The organism is Flavobacterium sp. ALD4, assembly GCF_002836475.1.
GTDB lineage: Bacteria > Bacteroidota > Bacteroidia > Flavobacteriales > Flavobacteriaceae > Flavobacterium.
Genome location: NZ_PJBJ01000030.1, coordinates 45658 through 64752 on the forward strand (window position 1 = coordinate 45658; position 19095 = coordinate 64752).

14 protein-coding genes are annotated in these 19095 nt (G+C 35.0%); 4 read left to right on the forward strand and 10 right to left on the reverse strand.

Annotated features, from left to right (window positions below):
- Positions 1-25: 25 nt before the first annotated feature.
- The 5 genes from gyrB to CXF59_RS08880 all read right to left on the reverse strand — a co-directional run bounded on the left by gyrB (position 26) and on the right by CXF59_RS08880 (position 8178).
- Entirely contained in the window at positions 26-1969 is a 1944-nt protein-coding gene (gene gyrB / locus CXF59_RS08860; protein WP_101137463.1) for a DNA topoisomerase (ATP-hydrolyzing) subunit B, read from the reverse strand.
- A gap of 167 nt (positions 1970-2136) precedes the next feature.
- Positions 2137-3753 carry an asparagine synthase B gene (gene asnB, locus CXF59_RS08865; RefSeq protein ID WP_101137464.1) on the reverse strand — a complete coding sequence of 539 codons (1617 nt, stop codon included), beginning with the start codon at positions 3751-3753 and terminating at the stop codon, positions 2137-2139.
- A gap of 188 nt (positions 3754-3941) precedes the next feature.
- Positions 3942-5567 carry an amidohydrolase gene (locus CXF59_RS08870; protein WP_101137465.1) on the reverse strand — a complete coding sequence of 542 codons (1626 nt, stop codon included), beginning with the start codon at positions 5565-5567 and terminating at the stop codon, positions 3942-3944.
- Between the two features lie 262 nt (positions 5568-5829).
- Positions 5830-7506, reverse strand: a complete 1677-nt coding sequence (asnB, locus tag CXF59_RS08875; RefSeq protein ID WP_101137466.1) for an asparagine synthase B — start codon at positions 7504-7506, stop codon at positions 5830-5832.
- A gap of 222 nt (positions 7507-7728) precedes the next feature.
- On the reverse strand, positions 7729-8178 hold the full coding sequence (locus CXF59_RS08880) for a hypothetical protein (protein WP_101137467.1): 450 nt from the start codon (positions 8176-8178) through the stop codon (positions 7729-7731).
- Between the two features lie 224 nt (positions 8179-8402).
- Here CXF59_RS08880 and CXF59_RS08885 point away from each other — a divergent pair, with 224 nt between their 5' ends.
- A complete protein-coding gene (locus CXF59_RS08885; RefSeq protein ID WP_101137468.1) occupies positions 8403-8948 on the forward strand; it encodes a DUF2911 domain-containing protein in 546 nt (181 codons plus the stop codon).
- A gap of 81 nt (positions 8949-9029) precedes the next feature.
- Here the strand turns inward: CXF59_RS08885 and CXF59_RS08890 are convergent, their stop codons facing one another.
- The 3 genes from CXF59_RS08890 to CXF59_RS08900 form a co-directional block, all read right to left on the reverse strand.
- Positions 9030-10796, reverse strand: coding sequence for a TonB-dependent receptor (locus CXF59_RS08890; RefSeq protein WP_101137469.1), 1767 nt, complete (start codon positions 10794-10796; stop codon positions 9030-9032).
- A gap of 97 nt (positions 10797-10893) precedes the next feature.
- Entirely contained in the window at positions 10894-11760 is an 867-nt protein-coding gene (locus tag CXF59_RS08895) for a PhzF family phenazine biosynthesis protein (RefSeq protein WP_101137470.1), read from the reverse strand.
- Between the two features lie 63 nt (positions 11761-11823).
- Positions 11824-14838, reverse strand: a complete 3015-nt coding sequence (locus CXF59_RS08900; protein ID WP_101137471.1) for a tetratricopeptide repeat protein — start codon at positions 14836-14838, stop codon at positions 11824-11826.
- Positions 14839-15116: 278 nt separating this feature from the next.
- On the opposite strand from CXF59_RS08900, the gene CXF59_RS08905 reads away from it, so the two are divergent.
- From CXF59_RS08905 to CXF59_RS08915, 3 genes are read left to right on the forward strand one after another with little or no spacing between them, the layout of a single operon-like run.
- Complete coding sequence (locus tag CXF59_RS08905; protein WP_101138495.1) at positions 15117-15800, forward strand: cell division ATP-binding protein FtsE; 684 nt, start codon at positions 15117-15119, stop codon at positions 15798-15800.
- The gene (locus CXF59_RS08910) at positions 15800-16690 is read left to right on the forward strand and encodes a glycosyltransferase family A protein (protein WP_101137472.1); all 891 of its coding nucleotides are present in this window, start codon (positions 15800-15802) and stop codon (positions 16688-16690) included. Before CXF59_RS08905 ends, CXF59_RS08910 begins: the two co-directional genes overlap by 1 nt.
- Positions 16691-17617: a glycosyltransferase family 2 protein gene (locus tag CXF59_RS08915; RefSeq protein WP_101137473.1), complete on the forward strand. Its 927-nt coding sequence runs from the start codon at positions 16691-16693 to the stop codon at positions 17615-17617.
- On the opposite strand, the gene CXF59_RS08920 is transcribed toward CXF59_RS08915, so the two are convergent.
- Positions 17600-18007: an FdtA/QdtA family cupin domain-containing protein gene (locus CXF59_RS08920; protein WP_101137474.1), complete on the reverse strand. Its 408-nt coding sequence runs from the start codon at positions 18005-18007 to the stop codon at positions 17600-17602. The genes CXF59_RS08915 and CXF59_RS08920 overlap by 18 nt on opposite strands.
- A gap of 4 nt (positions 18008-18011) precedes the next feature.
- Positions 18012-19094: a glycosyltransferase gene (locus CXF59_RS08925; protein WP_101137475.1), complete on the reverse strand. Its 1083-nt coding sequence runs from the start codon at positions 19092-19094 to the stop codon at positions 18012-18014.
- Position 19095 lies beyond the last annotated feature (1 nt).

Sequence of the window (19095 nt, forward strand, 5' to 3'; positions counted from 1 at the left end):
AGTTAGTTGATTCTTATAAAGCTAATTAGGCATCAATATTTGCATAAATAGCATTTTTCTCAATAAATTCTCTTCTAGGTGGCACTTCATCTCCCATTAACATGGAGAAAACTCTGTCCGCTTCAGCTAAGCTATCGATGGTCACCTGACGTAAGGTTCTAAAACTCGGGTCCATCGTCGTCTCCCACAACTGCTCCGCATTCATTTCCCCAAGACCTTTATAACGCTGAATAGCTGCGCTACCGCCCATTCTTTCATTAATTTCATTACGTTGAGCGTCATTCCAGGCATATTCTTTCTTATTTCCTTTTTTAACTAAATATAAAGGTGGTGCAGCTATATAAACATGCCCTTCTTCGATTAATTCTCTCATAAACCTGAAGAAAAACGTTAATATTAAAGTAGAAATATGGCTACCATCGACATCGGCATCACACATAATAATTACTTTATGGTAACGTAATTTCTCCATATTTAAAGCTTTACTATCTTCAGCTGTACCAACGGTAACACCTAATGCAGTAAATATATTTCTTATCTCTTCGTTTTCAAACACTTTATGATGCATTGCTTTCTCCACGTTCAAAATCTTACCACGTAATGGCAGAATCGCTTGAAACTTTCTGTCACGACCCTGTTTAGCCGTTCCCCCTGCCGAGTCTCCCTCGACAAGATATACTTCGCATTTTGCAGGATCTTGCTCTGAACAATCAGAAAGTTTACCCGGTAATCCACCTCCACCCATTACGGTTTTACGTTGGACCATTTCACGCGCTTTTTTAGCGGCGTGACGGGCTTGTGCAGCAAGAATTACTTTTTGAACAATGATACGGGCATCATTTGGATTTTCTTCCAAATAATTCTCTATCATTTCACTTACCGCTTGACTTACAGGAGAAACAACCTCTCTATTACCAAGCTTAGTTTTAGTTTGTCCTTCAAATTGTGGCTCCGCAACCTTTACAGATATGATAGCCGTAAGTCCCTCACGAAAATCATCCCCTGATATGTCAAATTTCAATTTATCCAACATTCCCGAAGCATCCGCATATTTCTTAAGCGATCTTGTAAGACCCGTTCTGAAACCTTGCAAGTGCGTTCCTCCTTCATGCGTATTGATATTGTTTACGTAAGAAAAAATATTTTCGGTATAACTTGTATTATAAATCAAGGCAACCTCAACTGGTATTTCCCCTTTCTCATTATCCATAGAAATAACATGTGCAATAATTGGCTCACGATTTACGTCTAAATAACGAATATATTCTTTCAAGCCTTCATCAGAATGAAAAACTTCACAAACAAAATTTCCATCTTTATCAAGTTCTCTTTTATCCGTAAATGTGATTGTGATTCCCTTATTAAGGTATGACAATTCACGCATACGGGCAGATAACGTATCATATGAAAAATCTGTTGTTTGAGTAAATATAGTTTCATCAGGATAAAAAGTAACTATAGTCCCTCTTTTTGTAGTTTCTCCAATTTGTTTTACCGGATATAGCGCTTTTCCTTTTTCATATTCTTGTTGATACACTTTACCATCGCCACTATGAACAGTAGCCGTAAGATGATTTGACAGTGCATTCACCACAGAAACCCCGACACCGTGCAGTCCACCGGAAACTTTATAAGAATCTTTATCAAATTTTCCTCCCGCACCAATTTTAGTCATTACAACCTGTAATGCTGAAACTCCTTCTTTTTTATGAATCCCTACCGGAATACCACGACCATTATCTTCAACAGTAATAGAACCATCTTCATTAATATCAACGATAATGGTATCACAATAACCACCCATCGCCTCATCGATCGAGTTATCCACTACTTCATAAACTAAATGATGAAGTCCTCGAACTCCCACATCTCCAATATACATGGACGGACGCATTCTTACATGCTCCATTCCTTCTAATGCCTGAATACTATCCGCTGAATAATTGTCCTTCTTGATTTCTTCGCTCATATGATTTATTCTAAATAATGTAATTTCGTCTAACACGCAAATATATAAAAATGTAAACTATATTACCGTTAAAATAGCCTTTTAAGATGTTAAGTTATTAACAAAACGGTGGTTTTTTACATAAAAAAACGCTCTCAAAATGGAGAGCGTTCTTCTTTTCATAAAACTTAAACATTTATGTCAACCTTTGCTATTTCGGTATCCGCCTTCACATGTGCCTCATTTGCCCTTCCACTTGGATCTTGATTTTCCTGCCATTGTGGAATCCATTTCCTAACCGTTTGTGCAGCACTGACCTGCGGATAGTACTTATTAAAGACAGAACGGTAAAAATAAGCCTCTTTAGTCATTGGCGAATTGTACGGGAATTCCGTAACCGCTCCCGATAACTGTTCATCCGTAACTTGAGAAGCGCAATATTCTATCAACTGACCAATCCAGTTGTATCCTACCCCATCAGAAAATTGTTCTTTTTGCCTCCATAAAACCTCTGCTGGCAAATAGGGATCTTCTGGAATATCAAATGCTTTTCTTAATATATATTTTTCTTTACCATCGTACGTTTTAGGCTGCTTCTCTTCCGCTTTAATACACATAGCCATTTCTAAGAATGCCTTGTCTAAAAACGGCACCCTGGTTTCCAGTCCGTGAGCCATTGTCGATTTATCTGCTCTTAACAAATCAGCAGTGAATAATTTCTGAACTCTTTCAATAGTTTCTTTTTGGAATTCCACAGCAGAAGGCGCGTTTCTAAAGTATAAATAACCTCCAAAAATCTCGTCAGCCCCTTCCCCTGACAGCACAACTTTAATTCCTAAATCACTGATTGCTTTTGATAAAAAATACATGGGCGTACTGGCTCTGATAGATGTTACATCATAGGTTTCCAAATGCCAAATTAATTTATCTAATATTTTTATACCCTCTTCAACCGTAAAATGAATCTCATGATGTTCAGTTCCCAAGAATTCAGCTACTTTCCTTGCCGCTAAAGCATCCGGAGCATCTGCATCTAGTCCTATAGAAAATGATCGTAGTTTCTTTCCCTGTTCCGCCAATAATCTGGAGGCAATTGCCGATGTTAACGACGAGTCCAATCCTCCTGACAACAGCACTCCAACAGGGACATCACTCATCAAGCGCTTGCGGGTAGCGTCAGTCAAAGTAGTTCGGATTAATTCTAAGTCTAAGTTTTGATCTGCCTTTTGATAATCTTCATATACAGGCCTGTAATACTTAACAAAACCTGTTTTTTGAGTATAATAATGCCCCGGAGGAAAAGTGGAGAATGTTTTACATTGCTCAGCAAGAGACTTCATTTCTGAAGCGAAATAAATTCTGCCTCTTTCATCTAAACCGTAATATAATGGTTTTACTCCCAGTGGATCTCGAGCGGCGACAAAATCATCTCCGTTTACCACAACGAAAGCAAAATCGCCATCTATCTTATTACAAAAGTCATAACCGAATTCTTCATACAAATGAACAATCACTTCCGAGTCTGATTTTGTTCTGAAAGTGTGTTCTTTCAAGATACCATCTCTTAGTGCTTGATGATTATAAACCTCCCCATTATGGATCACGTAAGCAGTATTAGTTCCTTGAATAGGCTGTTTTCCTGAATGCAAATCGATAATCGACAAACGCTCATGACTTAAAACAGACCCGTTTTCCATAACATGCAAATCACTTTCGTCAGGACCACGGTGTGACATCCTTTTCGAAAGATCCTTTACTGATTCCGCATCTTTTCCTTTTCCTATAATGGCTAATATCCCGCACATAATTCTACTTTTTTCTTAAATTTAATAATCCAAAGATGCATTACCACTTATAAATACAAAACACAAGCGCATTATTTAGTTATACTTATAAACCAAAAGAGATAAAATACATAGAAAATGAAATTAAAACAGATCTAATCTAAAGTATTGCCTTATAAATTGTAAACGACCCTTTTTAAGCAGTTCATTTATTTAACTTTTATTCCTTTTACATAGGTATTCACGGGCTTCATTTTCAAAATTTGGCTATCTTCGATTTTCATAATGTCTTTGTCATACAAAACAAAGTCGGCCCATTTACCCACCTCTAGACTTCCTTTCTCTTTTTCTTCGAAATTAGAGTAAGCAGCCCAAATTGTCATCCCTTTTAAGGTTTCCTCTCGAGTCAATGCATTTTCCATCTGAAAACCAGCACTAGGATACCCTTTGCTATCCTTTCTGGCGAATGCCGCATGAAAAGTCAACATTGGGTTCACTTCTTCTACAGGAAAATCAGTACCTAAAGCTATAACTCCTGCTTTATTTAATAACTTTTTATATGCATAAGCATTTTTTAAACGCTTTTTTCCTAACCTTTGGCCTGCCCAATACATATCTGAAGTAGCATGTGTAGGCTGAACAGATGGAATAATTCCTAGCTTAAAATAATCAAAATCAGCTTCTTGTATCACTTGTGCATGTTCAATTTTCCAACGTCTGTCTTTTTTTCCTTCCAAAGCTTCTTTATACACTTTCAATATTACCGTGTTTGCAGAATCACCTATGGCATGTGTATTCAGTTGAAAAGCAGAAGCTGCAATTCTGTCGGCAACCGTTTTCATATCAGAAATAGGAGTAATTAGCGCACCTAATTGCTTAGGACTGTCTGAATAAGGTTTGTGCATGCAGGCACCACGGGAACCTAAAGCGCCATCTCCATACATCTTGAAAGAACGAACATTCAGGTTATCGGTTTTATAAATCCCTTTCTTAAAATACAAATCCATGTTTTTTGGATTCACCGTAATCATTGCATAAACATTAAGCTTCATCGCCTTAGCCTTTTGCAAACTGTCTATTAAATCAATAATCTGAGGATCTAAACCAGCGTCATTTACCGTCGTCAATCCATAGTCGAACATGATTTTTTCAGCATCTAGTAATGCTGTTATTTGTGTTTTTCTACTCGGTTTTGGAATTATATTAAACACCAATTCCATCGGATTATCAATTAAGATTCCCGTTGGCTCTCCATTCACGATTTCGATCTGTCCGCCAATTGCTTTTGTGTCTTTAGTAATATTTGCTAAAGACAACACTTTACTATTAACAACTATGGCATGACTATCAACTCTATTTAGTACTACAGGAATATTTGGGAAATACTTATCTAAAATTGCTTTAGAAGGAAATTCTTTTACTTCCCAATCGTTTTGATCCCAACCATTTCCAACAATAAATTTAAGGTTTTTCTCTTTTTGAAAAGTTTGAATACGGCTTATCACTTCGTCCATACTTTTAGTACCTCGTAAATCGACTTCCTGCAAACTAAGTCCATAACTGTAAAAATGACAGTGCGCATCAATCAAGCCCGGATACATAAACTTACCCTCTGCATCGATGGTGTTATCGGACTTAAATTTATTAGTTATCTCATCATTTGTACCAATAGCTAGTATTTTGCCATCACTGATAGCCATAGCCGTTGCCGTATCAAAAGAGTTGTTTACGGTATATATCGTGGCATCAGTAAATATTGCATCAACGGCAATTTTGTCTTTTTTTAAACAAGAAACTAGAGAAAATAGAGCAAGAATTAAAATATAAGGTTTCATATTATGCGGTTTAGATAGGCTAATATAAAAAAGAAGCGCAAATAAAAAAAACTACTCCCTGTTATTTAAGCTAGTATCCCGATTGTAAATTTCATTTTTGACTTAAATATAGTTTAAGCCAACTAAAACACGCAAGAAAAACAAGCCCTTAAAAACGGTATAAACTATCTCCACTATCATTAATTTAAATAAAAAAAACGCTCTCATAAATGAAAACGTTTCCTTATCTGATTAAAAACAAACTTTAAATCAATCTTCTATATTAAACTTTTGCATAAGCATCGGAATGCACATTGGCAACTGCTCTTCCAGAAGGATCATTCATGTTTTTAAAAGCTTCATCCCACTCCAATGCGATTTTTGTACTACATGCTACACTGGCTTCCTGAGGCACACACAAGGCTGCGGCATCACTTGGGAAATGTTCATGAAAAATAGAACGGTAGTAATATTCTTCCTTAGACGCAGGAGTCTGTAATGGGAAACGAAATTTCGCACTTGCTAATTGCTCATCTGTCACCTCAACAGCCACGACTTCTTTTAATTTGTCAATCCAACCATATCCTACTCCATCGCTAAATTGCTCTTTTTGTCTCCAAGCTACACTTGGAGGCAACATATCTTCAAAAGCTTTACGCACTACCCATTTTTCCATTGGGTGCTCTTTATTGATCATTTTATCTTGTGGGTTGATTCGCATCGCCACATCCATAAACTCTTTGTCTAAAAACGGTACACGTCCTTCAATTCCCCAAGCTGCTAAACTTTTGTTAGCTCTCAAACAGTCGTACATATGCAGTTTCCCTAATTTACGAACATTTTCTTCGTGAAATTCTCTTGCGTTTGGCGCTTTGTGGAAATACAAATATCCTCCAAAAAGTTCATCGGCACCTTCACCAGACAACACCATTTTTATTCCCATAGACTTGATCACTCTCGCCATTAACCACATTGGCGTTGATGCTCTAATGGTCGTTACGTCATACGTTTCTAAGTTGTAAATCACATCACGGATAGCATCTAAGCCTTCCTGAATTGTAAACTTAATTTCGTGGTGGATAGTTCCAATATGATCTGCCACAATTTGAGCAGCTGCTAAATCGGGAGAACCTTCTAATCCTACCGAAAAAGAGTGCAATTGCGGATACCAAGCGTCAGCAACATCGCCTGACTCAATACGTTTTTGAGCATATTTCTTGGCTATAGCCGAAGTAACAGAAGAATCTAATCCGCCTGAAAGCAAAACCCCATAAGGAACGTCACTCATCAATTGTCTGTGAACAGCTGCTTCAAGAGCCTCTTTAATAGCCTGTATACTTGTTTCGTTGTCCTTTACAGCATCGTAATCAGTCCACTCTCTTTTGTACCATTGTACAAACTCACCATCTTTGCTTGTCATATAGTGTCCTGGAGGAAATAATTGAATTTTTGTACAATAACCTTCCAATGCTTTCAATTCTGATGCCACATAAAAAGTTCCGTGTTGGTCCCAACCAATATATAATGGAATGATTCCCATATGGTCACGAGCTACAAAATACTCATCTTTATCAACATCATAGATGGCAAATCCAAAGATTCCATTCATTTCATCAATAAAATGTGGTCCTTTTTCTTTGTAAAGTGCTAAGATAACTTCACAGTCACTTTCAGTCTGAAAGTTATACTTTCCTTCAAATTGCTTACGCAACTCTCTGTGGTTGTAAATCTCACCATTTGCCGCTAAAACTAATTTTCCATCTTCGCTAAACAAAGGTTGCTTGCCGGAAGCCGGGTCAACGATTGCTAAACGCTCATGAGACATAATTGCTTTATCATTACTGTAAATTCCGCTCCAGTCTGGTCCGCGGTGACGAATGATTTTAGACATTTCTAATACTTGCGGTCTTAAAACTTCCGCTTTTTGTTTTAGATCAAAGGCACATACTATTCCACACATAACTATATATTTTTAACTTTTTTGTTTATTTTGATAAGCCAAAGATGGAATTATAGTTACAATCAAAAAACACAAATAACTTATTTGATTATAAAATAGAGTTAAAAAATAGAATTTAGTTTAAAAATGTAACTAAAAAACATGAAGAATAGTTTCCCAGTTGAAAATAGTAATTTCATAACATCTTCCCTACGCATTAAAGAGGATTAAATAGACCGGATACTATGCAATCTCCTCTATTAAATACGTTGTACTATTAATTTCAAATGTAAAACCTACTGTATTTCCCATCAGTTTATTTCCCAATGGTGATTGTGGAGACAAGGCAATCACATTAACTCCTTCTATGTTAATTTTAGGCAATGCTAGACTAAGGTATAAGTAGATTCCGTTTGCTTTTACTAAACTCCCTACTACTATAGTGACGGCAATTTTAACTGGGTCAATTTTATCCAAGATTGCTTTTTGAGTCACCACTTCCCGTAGTTTATTATTGAGTTTTTCCTGCTCGATATGCATCATGGATAACGCTGTCTCATGCTTATCCCCTGCAGAACCTTTGGCATCATTTTTAGAATCCTCGGTAAGCGCCACGATCATATCTCTAAAAACATCAATTCTATCTTGAACGAGTTGTAAGTAATACTGATATATCTTTTGTTTGAAAGTCATAATTATTATTTTTAAATAGGGATAATACAAATGAATTAGCCCCTTTCAAATTGACGTGCGCCACTACCATTTCACATTATAGGTTCCAAAGTTATGTTATTATTATAGAGTCTAACTTTTTTTCTGAATCCTTTTCGGTATTTGTATTGAGTTTAATCAGGAATTTTTAACTTTACATTTGATTGAATACTAATTTCAACATCAAAACCTTTATAATTCAAACTATGAAAAAATCAACATTGATTGCTACGATTGCTTTTGCCTTTACGCTATTGCTTTCTTCAAATGCAAATGCCCAGAAATTTCCTGATCTTGACAAAAGCCCTATGGATGTGGCTTCCTACCCTACGGACTATAAAAATGCAGACAAACTTGCAAAAGTCACCTACAGCAGACCGCAACTAAAAGGACGTAGTTTAAACGAACTTGCTCCAGCGGGAAAAGTATGGAGAACAGGCGCAAATGAGGCCGCAGAAATTACGCTTTACAAAGACATGAAATTAGGAGAAACTAAGGTTAAGGCAGGTACTTATACTTTATACGCTATTCCAGAAAAAGACAACTACACTATAATCATTAGTAAAGACTTGAATGTTTGGGGATCATACTTCTACAAAGAAGCTAATGATGTTGCTCGACTAAAAGTTCCTGTAACTGAAGCTGCTGATTCACTCGAGTCTTTCTCTATGATTTTCACCAAAGCGGATAACGGCATTGTTTTAAACTTTGGATGGGATAAAGTTAGAGTTGCAGTTCCGTTTACTGAATAACACTATTTTTAGAATATACAAAAAATGGCTTCCCAAATCAGGAAGCCATTTTTTTTGTAGTCGTTTTGACTTAAAGCCAAACTAAAAATCAAATTTATAGTTTGCACCTACTACGATTTGAAAACGTTGAACCGGATAATTCAACCATTTTTGATAACTATTGTTAGTTATATTGTTAGCTCTAACAAATCCTGTCAATTGACTGTTGTATTTATAACCTAAATGAGCATTAACATCAAAATATGATTTTAGGATTGTTGGATTTTCACTAGGAGCAACTATATAAATAATATCAGAATTAATTTGATAATCTTTACGTTTCCCTACATAAAAAACAGCCGCACCGGCAAACCATTTTGGAGTAATGTTAAAATCAATGCTGGAGTTTAATTTAATCGTGGGCAAATTCCAGGCTTCTTGCTGAAAATCGTTTGTATAGCTATTGAAAGTTCCGCTGATACCAAAAGTCACATCATCTGAAAAATTAGCTTTCAAATCTCCTGTAAACCTCAAGGTTCTCATATCATCATAAACAACCTGAAATGAATTCCCATAGGCATAGTCTTCGTTTGACGTTTTTTCACTAAAATCATTGCTTCGATACAACGCTTTGTTTCTTTCGTTTATATACGACCCACGAATATTATAACTCACATTATTCACTATTTTCCCTTTCAAACCAGCAAAAACATCATACTGCATGTCTGTAGGTACAATATTCAACGTTGGAGATAAGTATAAATTCTCATTAGCAAAATCCATGTACGAATTCTGCTCTAAGTTTCCTTCGGCACCGGCATAAAAAATCATTAAATCCCCAACCACCTTGTAAGAAGCATTAAATTTCGGATACACATAAAGTTTATTACTACTGTTTTCATTATCTAAACTATAGAACAATGCAGCACCTATATTCAAGGTCCAGTCGTCCTTTTGCATGACAAAGCTAGGGGCTATACCAAAATTTGTATACCCATATTTTAAAGGTTCTGTATTAGTCTTTAAATAATTATTTTCAAAACTTCCTCCTACGTAATCAACTATTATATCTGTTTTAATCGACTCTTCCATAACATCAAATTGTAAGGATGGCTTGATGTAAAATCGATTTTCAGCAGAACCTAAAGCGTCCGTAAAACGATTGAATTTCATACTTGCTTCATTCAACAAGCCTTCATTGAAGTCTATTTTACCTCCAAAATAAATCGTGTTATAAGTATGCTGTGGGTCAATTCCATAAATCAAGCTAGCCCTGTCAACCGGGTTTAAAGAAGCACCAAAATTTTCCGGTAATCCATACCAGTTATAGATTTGGTTTTTATAGCCTAAATCTAGATTCCAAGACATATCACTATAATTTACCCCGTATGTCAAATCGATTGATGAATCATAAAACCGATCGTCTAACTCCACACCGTTTATTCCGCCTTGTGAAGACAGATGACGAAACATCCCACCTACATAATCATTATTACTCAGTTCCTGATTAACAAACAATTCAGCGTTTAATGTTCTGTAATTTCCAAACCCAAGCGTAGCATAATTATTATACATATGCTCTTGTTTTGTTTTGTCTACACCTTCCGCTTTTCCTTTTGAAGGCGTAAAGGTAGAAGCTACAGGAAAAGAGAAAATAGTATATTTAATTGTTTCTTTTTTTGCATTCTCCTCATCATCAAGAACAGGAGTCTCCGGTACCTTGAAAGCATCCGAAATAGCAGGCGTATAAGGCTTAACCACATTTACCACCTCAGAACCGATGTTTTCGCCCTTTACTTGGGCAAATGATAACTGGTAAGCCATTATCAAAAGAGCAATTATTATTTTATTTTGGAAATTGAATTTCATATTTTAATATTTTTTTAGAGTTAAGAAGAAAACTTCTGAACTTAATCTCCTGTTTTTCTCTTTTCGTATTTACTTTTTTTTAACTAGTTCCTCGTTGCTATTCTATTTCCCATTCTCCTTTTGCAATGAGTTGTGTTTTCCCACCTATTTTTATATCGAAATACCCATCAGATAACTTTCCTTCGAAAAAAATTTGTGAAGGCCTATTAATAAATTCTCCTTGATTATTAATTATTTCAATCACAGGAGCATGATATTTTAAAAGAAATGCTTGCAAACAGCTGCTTGCACTTCCCGTAGCGGCATCTTCTATCAACTGATTTTTTTCGATACATAACATTCTACTGCTAAGCGTTGCATCTTCAAGGCAAAAAAAGTAAAATGCCTGATGAGCGGTTTTACAATGATCCTTTAGCCACTTCTCCGCTTTGCTTTTATCCAGTTCAATTTTCTCAAGTGTCTTTTTATCTTTAACAGGCACCATTATAAAAGCACTACCGGTAGTGACTTCTTGAATATGAAATCGACTATCAAAATCATTCCTTTCTAAGTTACTGAAAGACACAAAATCATCTTTTGAAAAAATATCAAAAAATTCTGGTTGTGCTGCCTGTAACCACACCAAACCTTCTGATTGGTAAACCGGAATTGGACCAATAGGAACCGTTATGGTACTCTTTTGAGGATTATTATTGAAAAGTTTATTCATCAATACCCATGACGCCCCTATAATAGGGTGTCCCGCAAACTGCATCTCTTTTACCGGAGTGAATATTCTAATTTGCGCAGTAGCTTCATCAGCATTCATTTTACTAATAAAAGTGCTTTCTGCAAAATTGATTTCAGCAGCTATTTTCTGCATCTGATCCTCTTCTATATTCTCTGCATTTAAAAAAACTGCCAATTGATTTCCAGCATACTTGCTATCTGAAAAAACATCAACGATGTAAAAAGGAAGGTTCATTTTTTATGAATTATTTTAAAACTTTAGATCAGGTAATCAACAATAATTTACCTTCCTTCATTTTTATTTTACAATCGATGAATTTGTTTTAGACTCTTCCGTTTTAATAGCATCCAATTCTCTTTTCGCTTCGGATATCACATCTGGAAAATCAGTGAAATTCTCAATTACATTATCTAAAATATAGGTTGCTTGAAAACTATCTTTCAATCCGTAGAAATTCTTAGCCATAAGAATTAAACCTTTGGCTCCAAAATATCGGTAACCTGAATAATTTTTGGCCAATTTTTGAACCGCTGTATTTGAAGTCTCAAACTTTCCATCTTTGTTTTTAAAATAAGCATCATAATACAATGCTTCTGCTGCTAATTCTCCTTTGGCAATCGTAAGCAATTTAGCATATCCTGCTCTCGCTTTTGTTTCGTCTCCTGTTTGCATTGCGGAGCGAGCAATGATAATTTGCGCATCACTTTTTACATTGTCATCAGTTTTTGGATTACTCAACACTTTATCAGCATAAATAACCGAGTTTGAATAGTCTTTTTTATCGTAATAACATTTCATCAAATTAGATTGTGCAAATACTTTGTTTTGAGGAAAGTCAGCTTCATTTTCGAGACGAAGCAATACGGGAATCGCTTTTGCATTATCATTGTTTTTCAATAAAACTTGAGACAATCGAGCTAAGGATTGTTCCGTAAATTCACTTCTGGGCTGACCGACTACGTATTCATAATTAGGAATAGATTTGGTTTCCAACCCTTCAGCGAAGTATGCTTGCGCCAAGTAGAAATTAGCCTGTAAAGAATGAATTCCTCTTGAAAAACTGGCATTGTACGCCATAAATCCAGAAATAGCCTGCTTGTTATTGTTCTGCTCAAATTGCTTTAATGCAGATTCATAAGTGTCATTATCTAAATCCACATCGGTAACTGCAACAAAATCTAGAGTTCTTACCCAAGTTGCATATTCAGCTACTCTTCCACCGTCAACATAAATCAATCTTGCCGTTGAAACCGCCTCAAGTGCCGCAGGAGTTTTAGGAAAATCAGATGCTACTTTTTTAAATTTAGTTAAAGCATCCGCATTTCTATCAGAGTTATAGTAAATTAATCCTTGACGCAAAATTGATTTTGCAGTATAAGATCCGTTCTTAAATTCAGAAATTAGACGATCGAATGTTTTCAAAGCCAAATCTTGTTTTCCGCTTGCAACATAAGTGTTAGCCAATTCGTACATGGCATCGTCACGATAATTGGATTTTGGATACAATTGTAAAAAGGAATTCAACTCCTCAATTTTTTTATCATTTTTGGCAACAAAACCATAACAAATTGCTTTTTGATAAAAGGCATAATCGGCATCAACACCCTTCATATCAATCGCCTTATTGTATGCCTCCATTGCAGGCCAATATTTTGATGTTACAAATTGACAATCTCCTAATCTTAGGTAAGAATCAGTCAATCGTACTTTATCGTCTTTTACTGTTTCAATTTGGTTTTGAAAGTAAGTCGCCGCCTGATCGTATTCTTTCAATTTGAAATAAGCATAAGCGATATTGTAATTGATGTTTATATATTCTGGCGCAGATGAAGCACGAGACGATCCTGAAAATTGTCTAAAGCTCAATGATGCATTTTTATAATCATCTAAAACATACTCCGTTTCTGCTTTCCAGAAAGTAGCTCTTGCTGTCATGGCCAGATCAATTTGCCCATCGATAGATTTCTTAAACATTTTTAATGCTTCTGCATAGTCCCTGTCAGCATATAATTCTAATCCTCTATAAAAAGTAACTTTTTGATACACCAATTTATTCTCAGGACTTCTATTTTTTTCCAATAAAAACAATGCTTCCTTATAATTTTTTGAAGAGATATAGGAATCAATCAACAATCTTTCTACGACCGAACGGCTAGCGTTATTCGGATATTTTTTTGTAAAACCCAACAAAACCGCAGGTACACTTTGGTACGAATTCCCTATTTCATAACTTAATTTTGCATAGTTTAAACTCGCATCTTCTTGGATTGAAGTATCAAACTCCATTTCAGAGGCATTTTTAAAAGCATTCAAAGCTTCCTGCTTTTTATCTAACTTCAGATAGCTTTCCCCTAAATGATAGTAGGCATTTTGTGCCACAAAATCTTTTCCGTTTATGATCTTATTGAATTGTGAAATGGCGTTTTCAAAATCACTTTGCTTGTAATGCGCATAACCCAATTGGTAATAATCAGTATTATTCCATCTTCCTTTTTTTCCTTTGTATGCTGCCAAGTAAGGAATCGACTGCTGATACTTTTTTAAATTAAAATAGCTTTCGCCAATGATTTTATTCAGTTCTGACTTTTCAATCGCATTCGATTTAGCCATCGCTTTTTCTCCCAGCTCAATTGCTTTTTGAAAATTACCCAGTTTAAAATTCATGTCGGCTTGGTAATATGAAAGCTTTTCTTTGTATTTATCTTCCCCAGAAACGGCATCAAAATACTTAGTTGCTTCCTTATAGTCATCCCCTTCATAAGCGATAAAACCTAAATAATATTTAGCTTGAGAACCGTACTCTTGAGAGTTTACAACCTTATTAAGATAAGTGGTTGCTTCTTTTTTATTTTTCGAATTAAAGAAACTGTATCCTTTTTGGAAATTAAATTTATCCCTATCACTGGCACTCAATTGACTTTCATTAACCTTTTCAAACCACTGTAATGCTTGAGGATAGTTTCCCTGATCAAAATAATAATGGGCCACTTCTATAAACGCCTGATTACTCTTGGCACTTGTAGGATAATCTGAAACGAAACGCTCCATAAGCATGTCGGCATTAGCCTGGTTCATACGGATCGCGCAAGTCGCGTCATAATAAGAACAATCTGATTTTAGTTCGTCATCATTCGTTTCCGATTTTACTTTTTCAAATATAATTTGGGCCGAAGCAAACTGACCATCATTAAACAACAAAAGTGCTTTATTAAAATCTTTTAAATCATGGGTATATATCGTTGACTTTTGTGCCGACACAGAAAAGGATGCAACAAAAACCAGTAAAAAGAGAAGCCAGGAAAGTTTACGCATTTTATTATTTTTTAATATTCAAATGTATCATATTCTATGGTCTATAACGAATCACCTTTCGGTTTTATTATGAACAAATTTTTTAACAAAGGCAATTTAAGCTCGTAACGGTACTTCTGCCTATCTCTGAAAATCACAAATCGTCGTACAATTGGATTCCTACGACTATCATTATTCCTTCCAGTATTTATATTCGTATCAATCCGTCTTAATACATGAAATTTATTTTGAATACCACCGTTATCTTATTACTTTTACCCAATAAACAAATGCTAATTATGTCTCAAGCTGTACTGTCTTTAAAAAACGTAACCATTTATCAAGAAGATAACGTTATTTTATCTAATATTAATTTGGAAGTAAACCATGGTGAATTCTTGTACATCATTGGAAAAACAGGATCAGGAAAGAGTAGTTTGATGAAAACGCTTTATGCTGACTTACCATTAGTAGAAGGTGAAGCACACATTGTAGACTTTGATTTAGCAACCTTAAAAGAAAATGACATACCGTTTTTGAGAAGAAAAATAGGTATTGTATTTCAAGATTTCAAATTACTGCCGGATCGTACGATTAAAGACAATATGCTATTCGTACTCAAGGCCACAGGATGGACCGTTAAAGAGGATATGGACAGAAAAATTGACGAGGTATTGGATAAAGTTGGTATGAAAGATTATGCCAACAAAATGCCACATCAAATCTCTGGTGGAGAACAACAACGTGTTGCCATTGCCAGAGCATTGCTTAATGACCCCGAACTTATCCTTGCTGATGAACCAACGGGAAATCTAGATCCACAAACAAGCGCTGAAGTACTTGAAGTTTTGAGAAAAATCAACGGTAATGGAAAAACGATAATAATGGCTACCCATGATTATGCCTTGTTAATGAAATTCCCGTCGAAAACATTGAAATGCGAAGACTCTAAAATATTTGAAGTGGTTCAAAGAACGGTGTAATGCTTTCTATCCTTATTCCAATATATAATTACAATGCGTATCCTTTAGTAAAAGAATTGCATTCGCAGTGTTTGGAAGCCAAGATTGATTTTGAGATTATCTGCATTGATGATGCTTCTCAGGAGCATCATCCCAAGAACAGTGCAATTCAATTTTTATCACATTGCGTCCATAGTGAATTACCCAAAAATATCGGAAGAAGTTCCATTCGAAACTTATTAGCCTATAAATCAAAACAGGAATGGTTGCTTTTTTTGGACTGTGACACGTTTCCTGAAAGTTCTAGTTTTATTGCTAACTACATCTACCAAATTAAAACGGCAACAAAAAAATCTTTTTTTGGCGGACTACTTTATACTAGGGAAAAACCAACTGACGAACAATTGTTACGATGGGTTTATGGGAAGAATCGAGAAGCTATTTCCTTATCTGAAAGAAAAAAAAATCCCTATAAAACAACATTCGTTTCTAATTTTGTGATACAAAAATCTGTTTTTGAAACGATTTTGTTTGATGAAAGAATCGGCACGTACGGATATGAAGATTACACTTTTATTGCCGCTTTAAAGCATCAAAATATTGCCGTTGAGCACATCGAAAATCCAGTGTTTCATCTGAATTTAGAAACATCCGAACTATTCCTTGCAAAAACTAAAATAGCTCTTGAAACACTTTTGTCCATTTCTGAAAACAATTGCAAAGTCACAACGGAAAGCAAAATAACTAAATTGCACAAAACACTTTGCTTTTTAAAAATGGATTCTTTGGTTTCTACATTATTCCCGAGACTTCAAATAAAACTCGAAAAAAACCTTACCTCAAAAAAACCGTCTCTAATTGCATTTGACATCTATAAAATAGGTTATTTTTGTTCCTTAAACAGCAAATAGATGCCTTTCTTTTCGGTCATAATTCCACTTTTCAATAAAGAAAATTTCATTGAAGCCACTTTAAAAAGTATCTTAAATCAAACCTTTACCGACTTTGAAGTAATCATAGTTAATGACGGCTCGACAGATAATAGTGAGAAAATAATTGCCGTATTTAAAGATCCCAGAATTCGCAGTTTTACAAAAGTGAATACCGGAGCATCATCGGCAAGAAATTACGGAATCGAAAAAGCACAATCCAATTACATTAGCTTTATAGATGCTGACGACTATTGGTACCCTACATTTTTAGAAGAAATATTCGGAAAAATCAATCGTTTTCCTGACATCAAAGTTTTTTCAGCAGCAATAGAAATCGAAACTTCAAAAAGGACGTTTCCTGCACACTATTCAATAAAAAAAACGGGGGATTATGAAATTGTAAATTACTTTACTGCAAGTACTAAGGAAACCGTAATATGTACTTCCTGTGCTGTTTTTAACAAAACTGTTTTCGAAGAAATAGGAACTTTTGACACCTCGATAAAGAGCGGTCAAGACACGGATATGTGGATTCGTGTTGGCTTAAAATATTCTGTTTTGTTTTCTTGGAAAATTTTAGCCAGGTATGTTTATGATGAAAATAGTTTGTCAAAAAACAAAAACTATTTAAATACAAAAGTTGATTTTTTAAAATTTAACGAAGACGAAAAAATAAATCCCAATTTGAAAAAATTTCTTGATTTGAATCGGTTTTCGTTAGCTATAAAATACAAATTAGCAGGAAATAAAATGCTATTTGAGAATCATTACAGCGCCATTGAGTTAAAAAATTTAGCAGTGAAAAAAAAGATTCTACTACTACTTCCCTCTTTTATTTTGAGACAACTAATTGCTTTAAAAACGGTTTTAACGAACTTCGGTTTTGGCTCATCGGTTTTTAAATAATTTAAACTCTTTATAATCGCGGATATAATCAGCTTCATCAAATACAGCTGAAGACATAACCAGACAAACCGCTCCCGACGAAAAATTCTCCAATTCTCTCCAAATTCCATCTACTATCAACAATCCGATATTAGGTTTGTTAAGTGTCATTACTTTTTTGGACTTTCCATCTTTTAATACCACATCAAAGCTACCGCTTAGTGCGATTAAAAACTCTCGCTGCTCCATATGGCAATGGCCTCCTCTTTTACTTCCGCCAGGCACATCATATAAATAATATACTCTTTTAAAATCAAAAGGAATGGTGTCTCCTTCCACTACCGAAAGATTGCCTCTACGGTCCTTGATTTTTGGAATTTCAATAAATTGAACATCATTATTAGTTGTCATTGTTTTAGTGCAAAATGGATTCCCATTGTTTTGAAATAGTTTCTGAAGATAAATGCGCCACACTTTTGGAGGCGTTTTTTTTACAAATAGCATACAACTCGCGATCTAAAATCATACTGTTAAAGGCAGCTGCGAGATTAATAGCATTATAATTTTCTACTAACAAACCGTTATACTCATCGATTACTATTTCCCGTGGTCCTGAATTACAATCAACAGCTACAACCGGTGTCCCTAATGCAAGGGATTCTACAATCGACATTGGAAAACCTTCGTAATGACTTGTTAAAACCGTAAATCTCGCATTTTGAACAATAGCAAACGCATTGCTATTAAAAGGCAAAATTGTTACATAACCGTCCAGTTGAAATCCTTTAATCGAATCTTGAATCTTGTTTAAGTCGGGACCATCTCCCATGAGGAATAGTTGAAATCCCTGCAAAAACAATTTGGAGATAAAAAAAGCTTCAAGCATTAAGTTGAAATTTTTTACTTTTTCATCAAATCGCCCAAAAAACAAGATGTAATCTACAGTAGTCGCAGTACCCTTATTAATTTTTGTTCTAGAAAAGTCAAAAGGATTATATATTGTCTTCGTATTCTTTAAATCAAATTTCAGTTTTATCTCTTTTTCAATAGCGTTTGAAACACATACTATTTTAACTGCCTTTCGATACAAAAACTGAGACCAAAATGCAGACTTTGGAAAGTAGTTTTCTAATTTAAAACTATGAACTATCATTATCTTTTTTCTCCCTCCGTAAATCCAATTCGTGATTAATTCTCTTAGCAGATTATTTCTAGGCCTATTATCGATTATATAACTAATCTGTTTCTCCTTTAAATAGTCGTTTAATAGAAATCCCTTTTTTATTTTCTTAAAAAAAGGAAATCGACTTTCACTATCTATTCCCAAATTCAACAACTCTCCTGCATATTCATAATCAACGACATCATTTATAATGATAGTATGCACTTCTATATTTGAATTTTCCAACATAAAACTTAACAACGAAGCAAATTTTTCCGCTCCCCCATTTCCTAATGAGTTCGAAATTATAGCGACTTTATTTTTGTTTTTTACCATT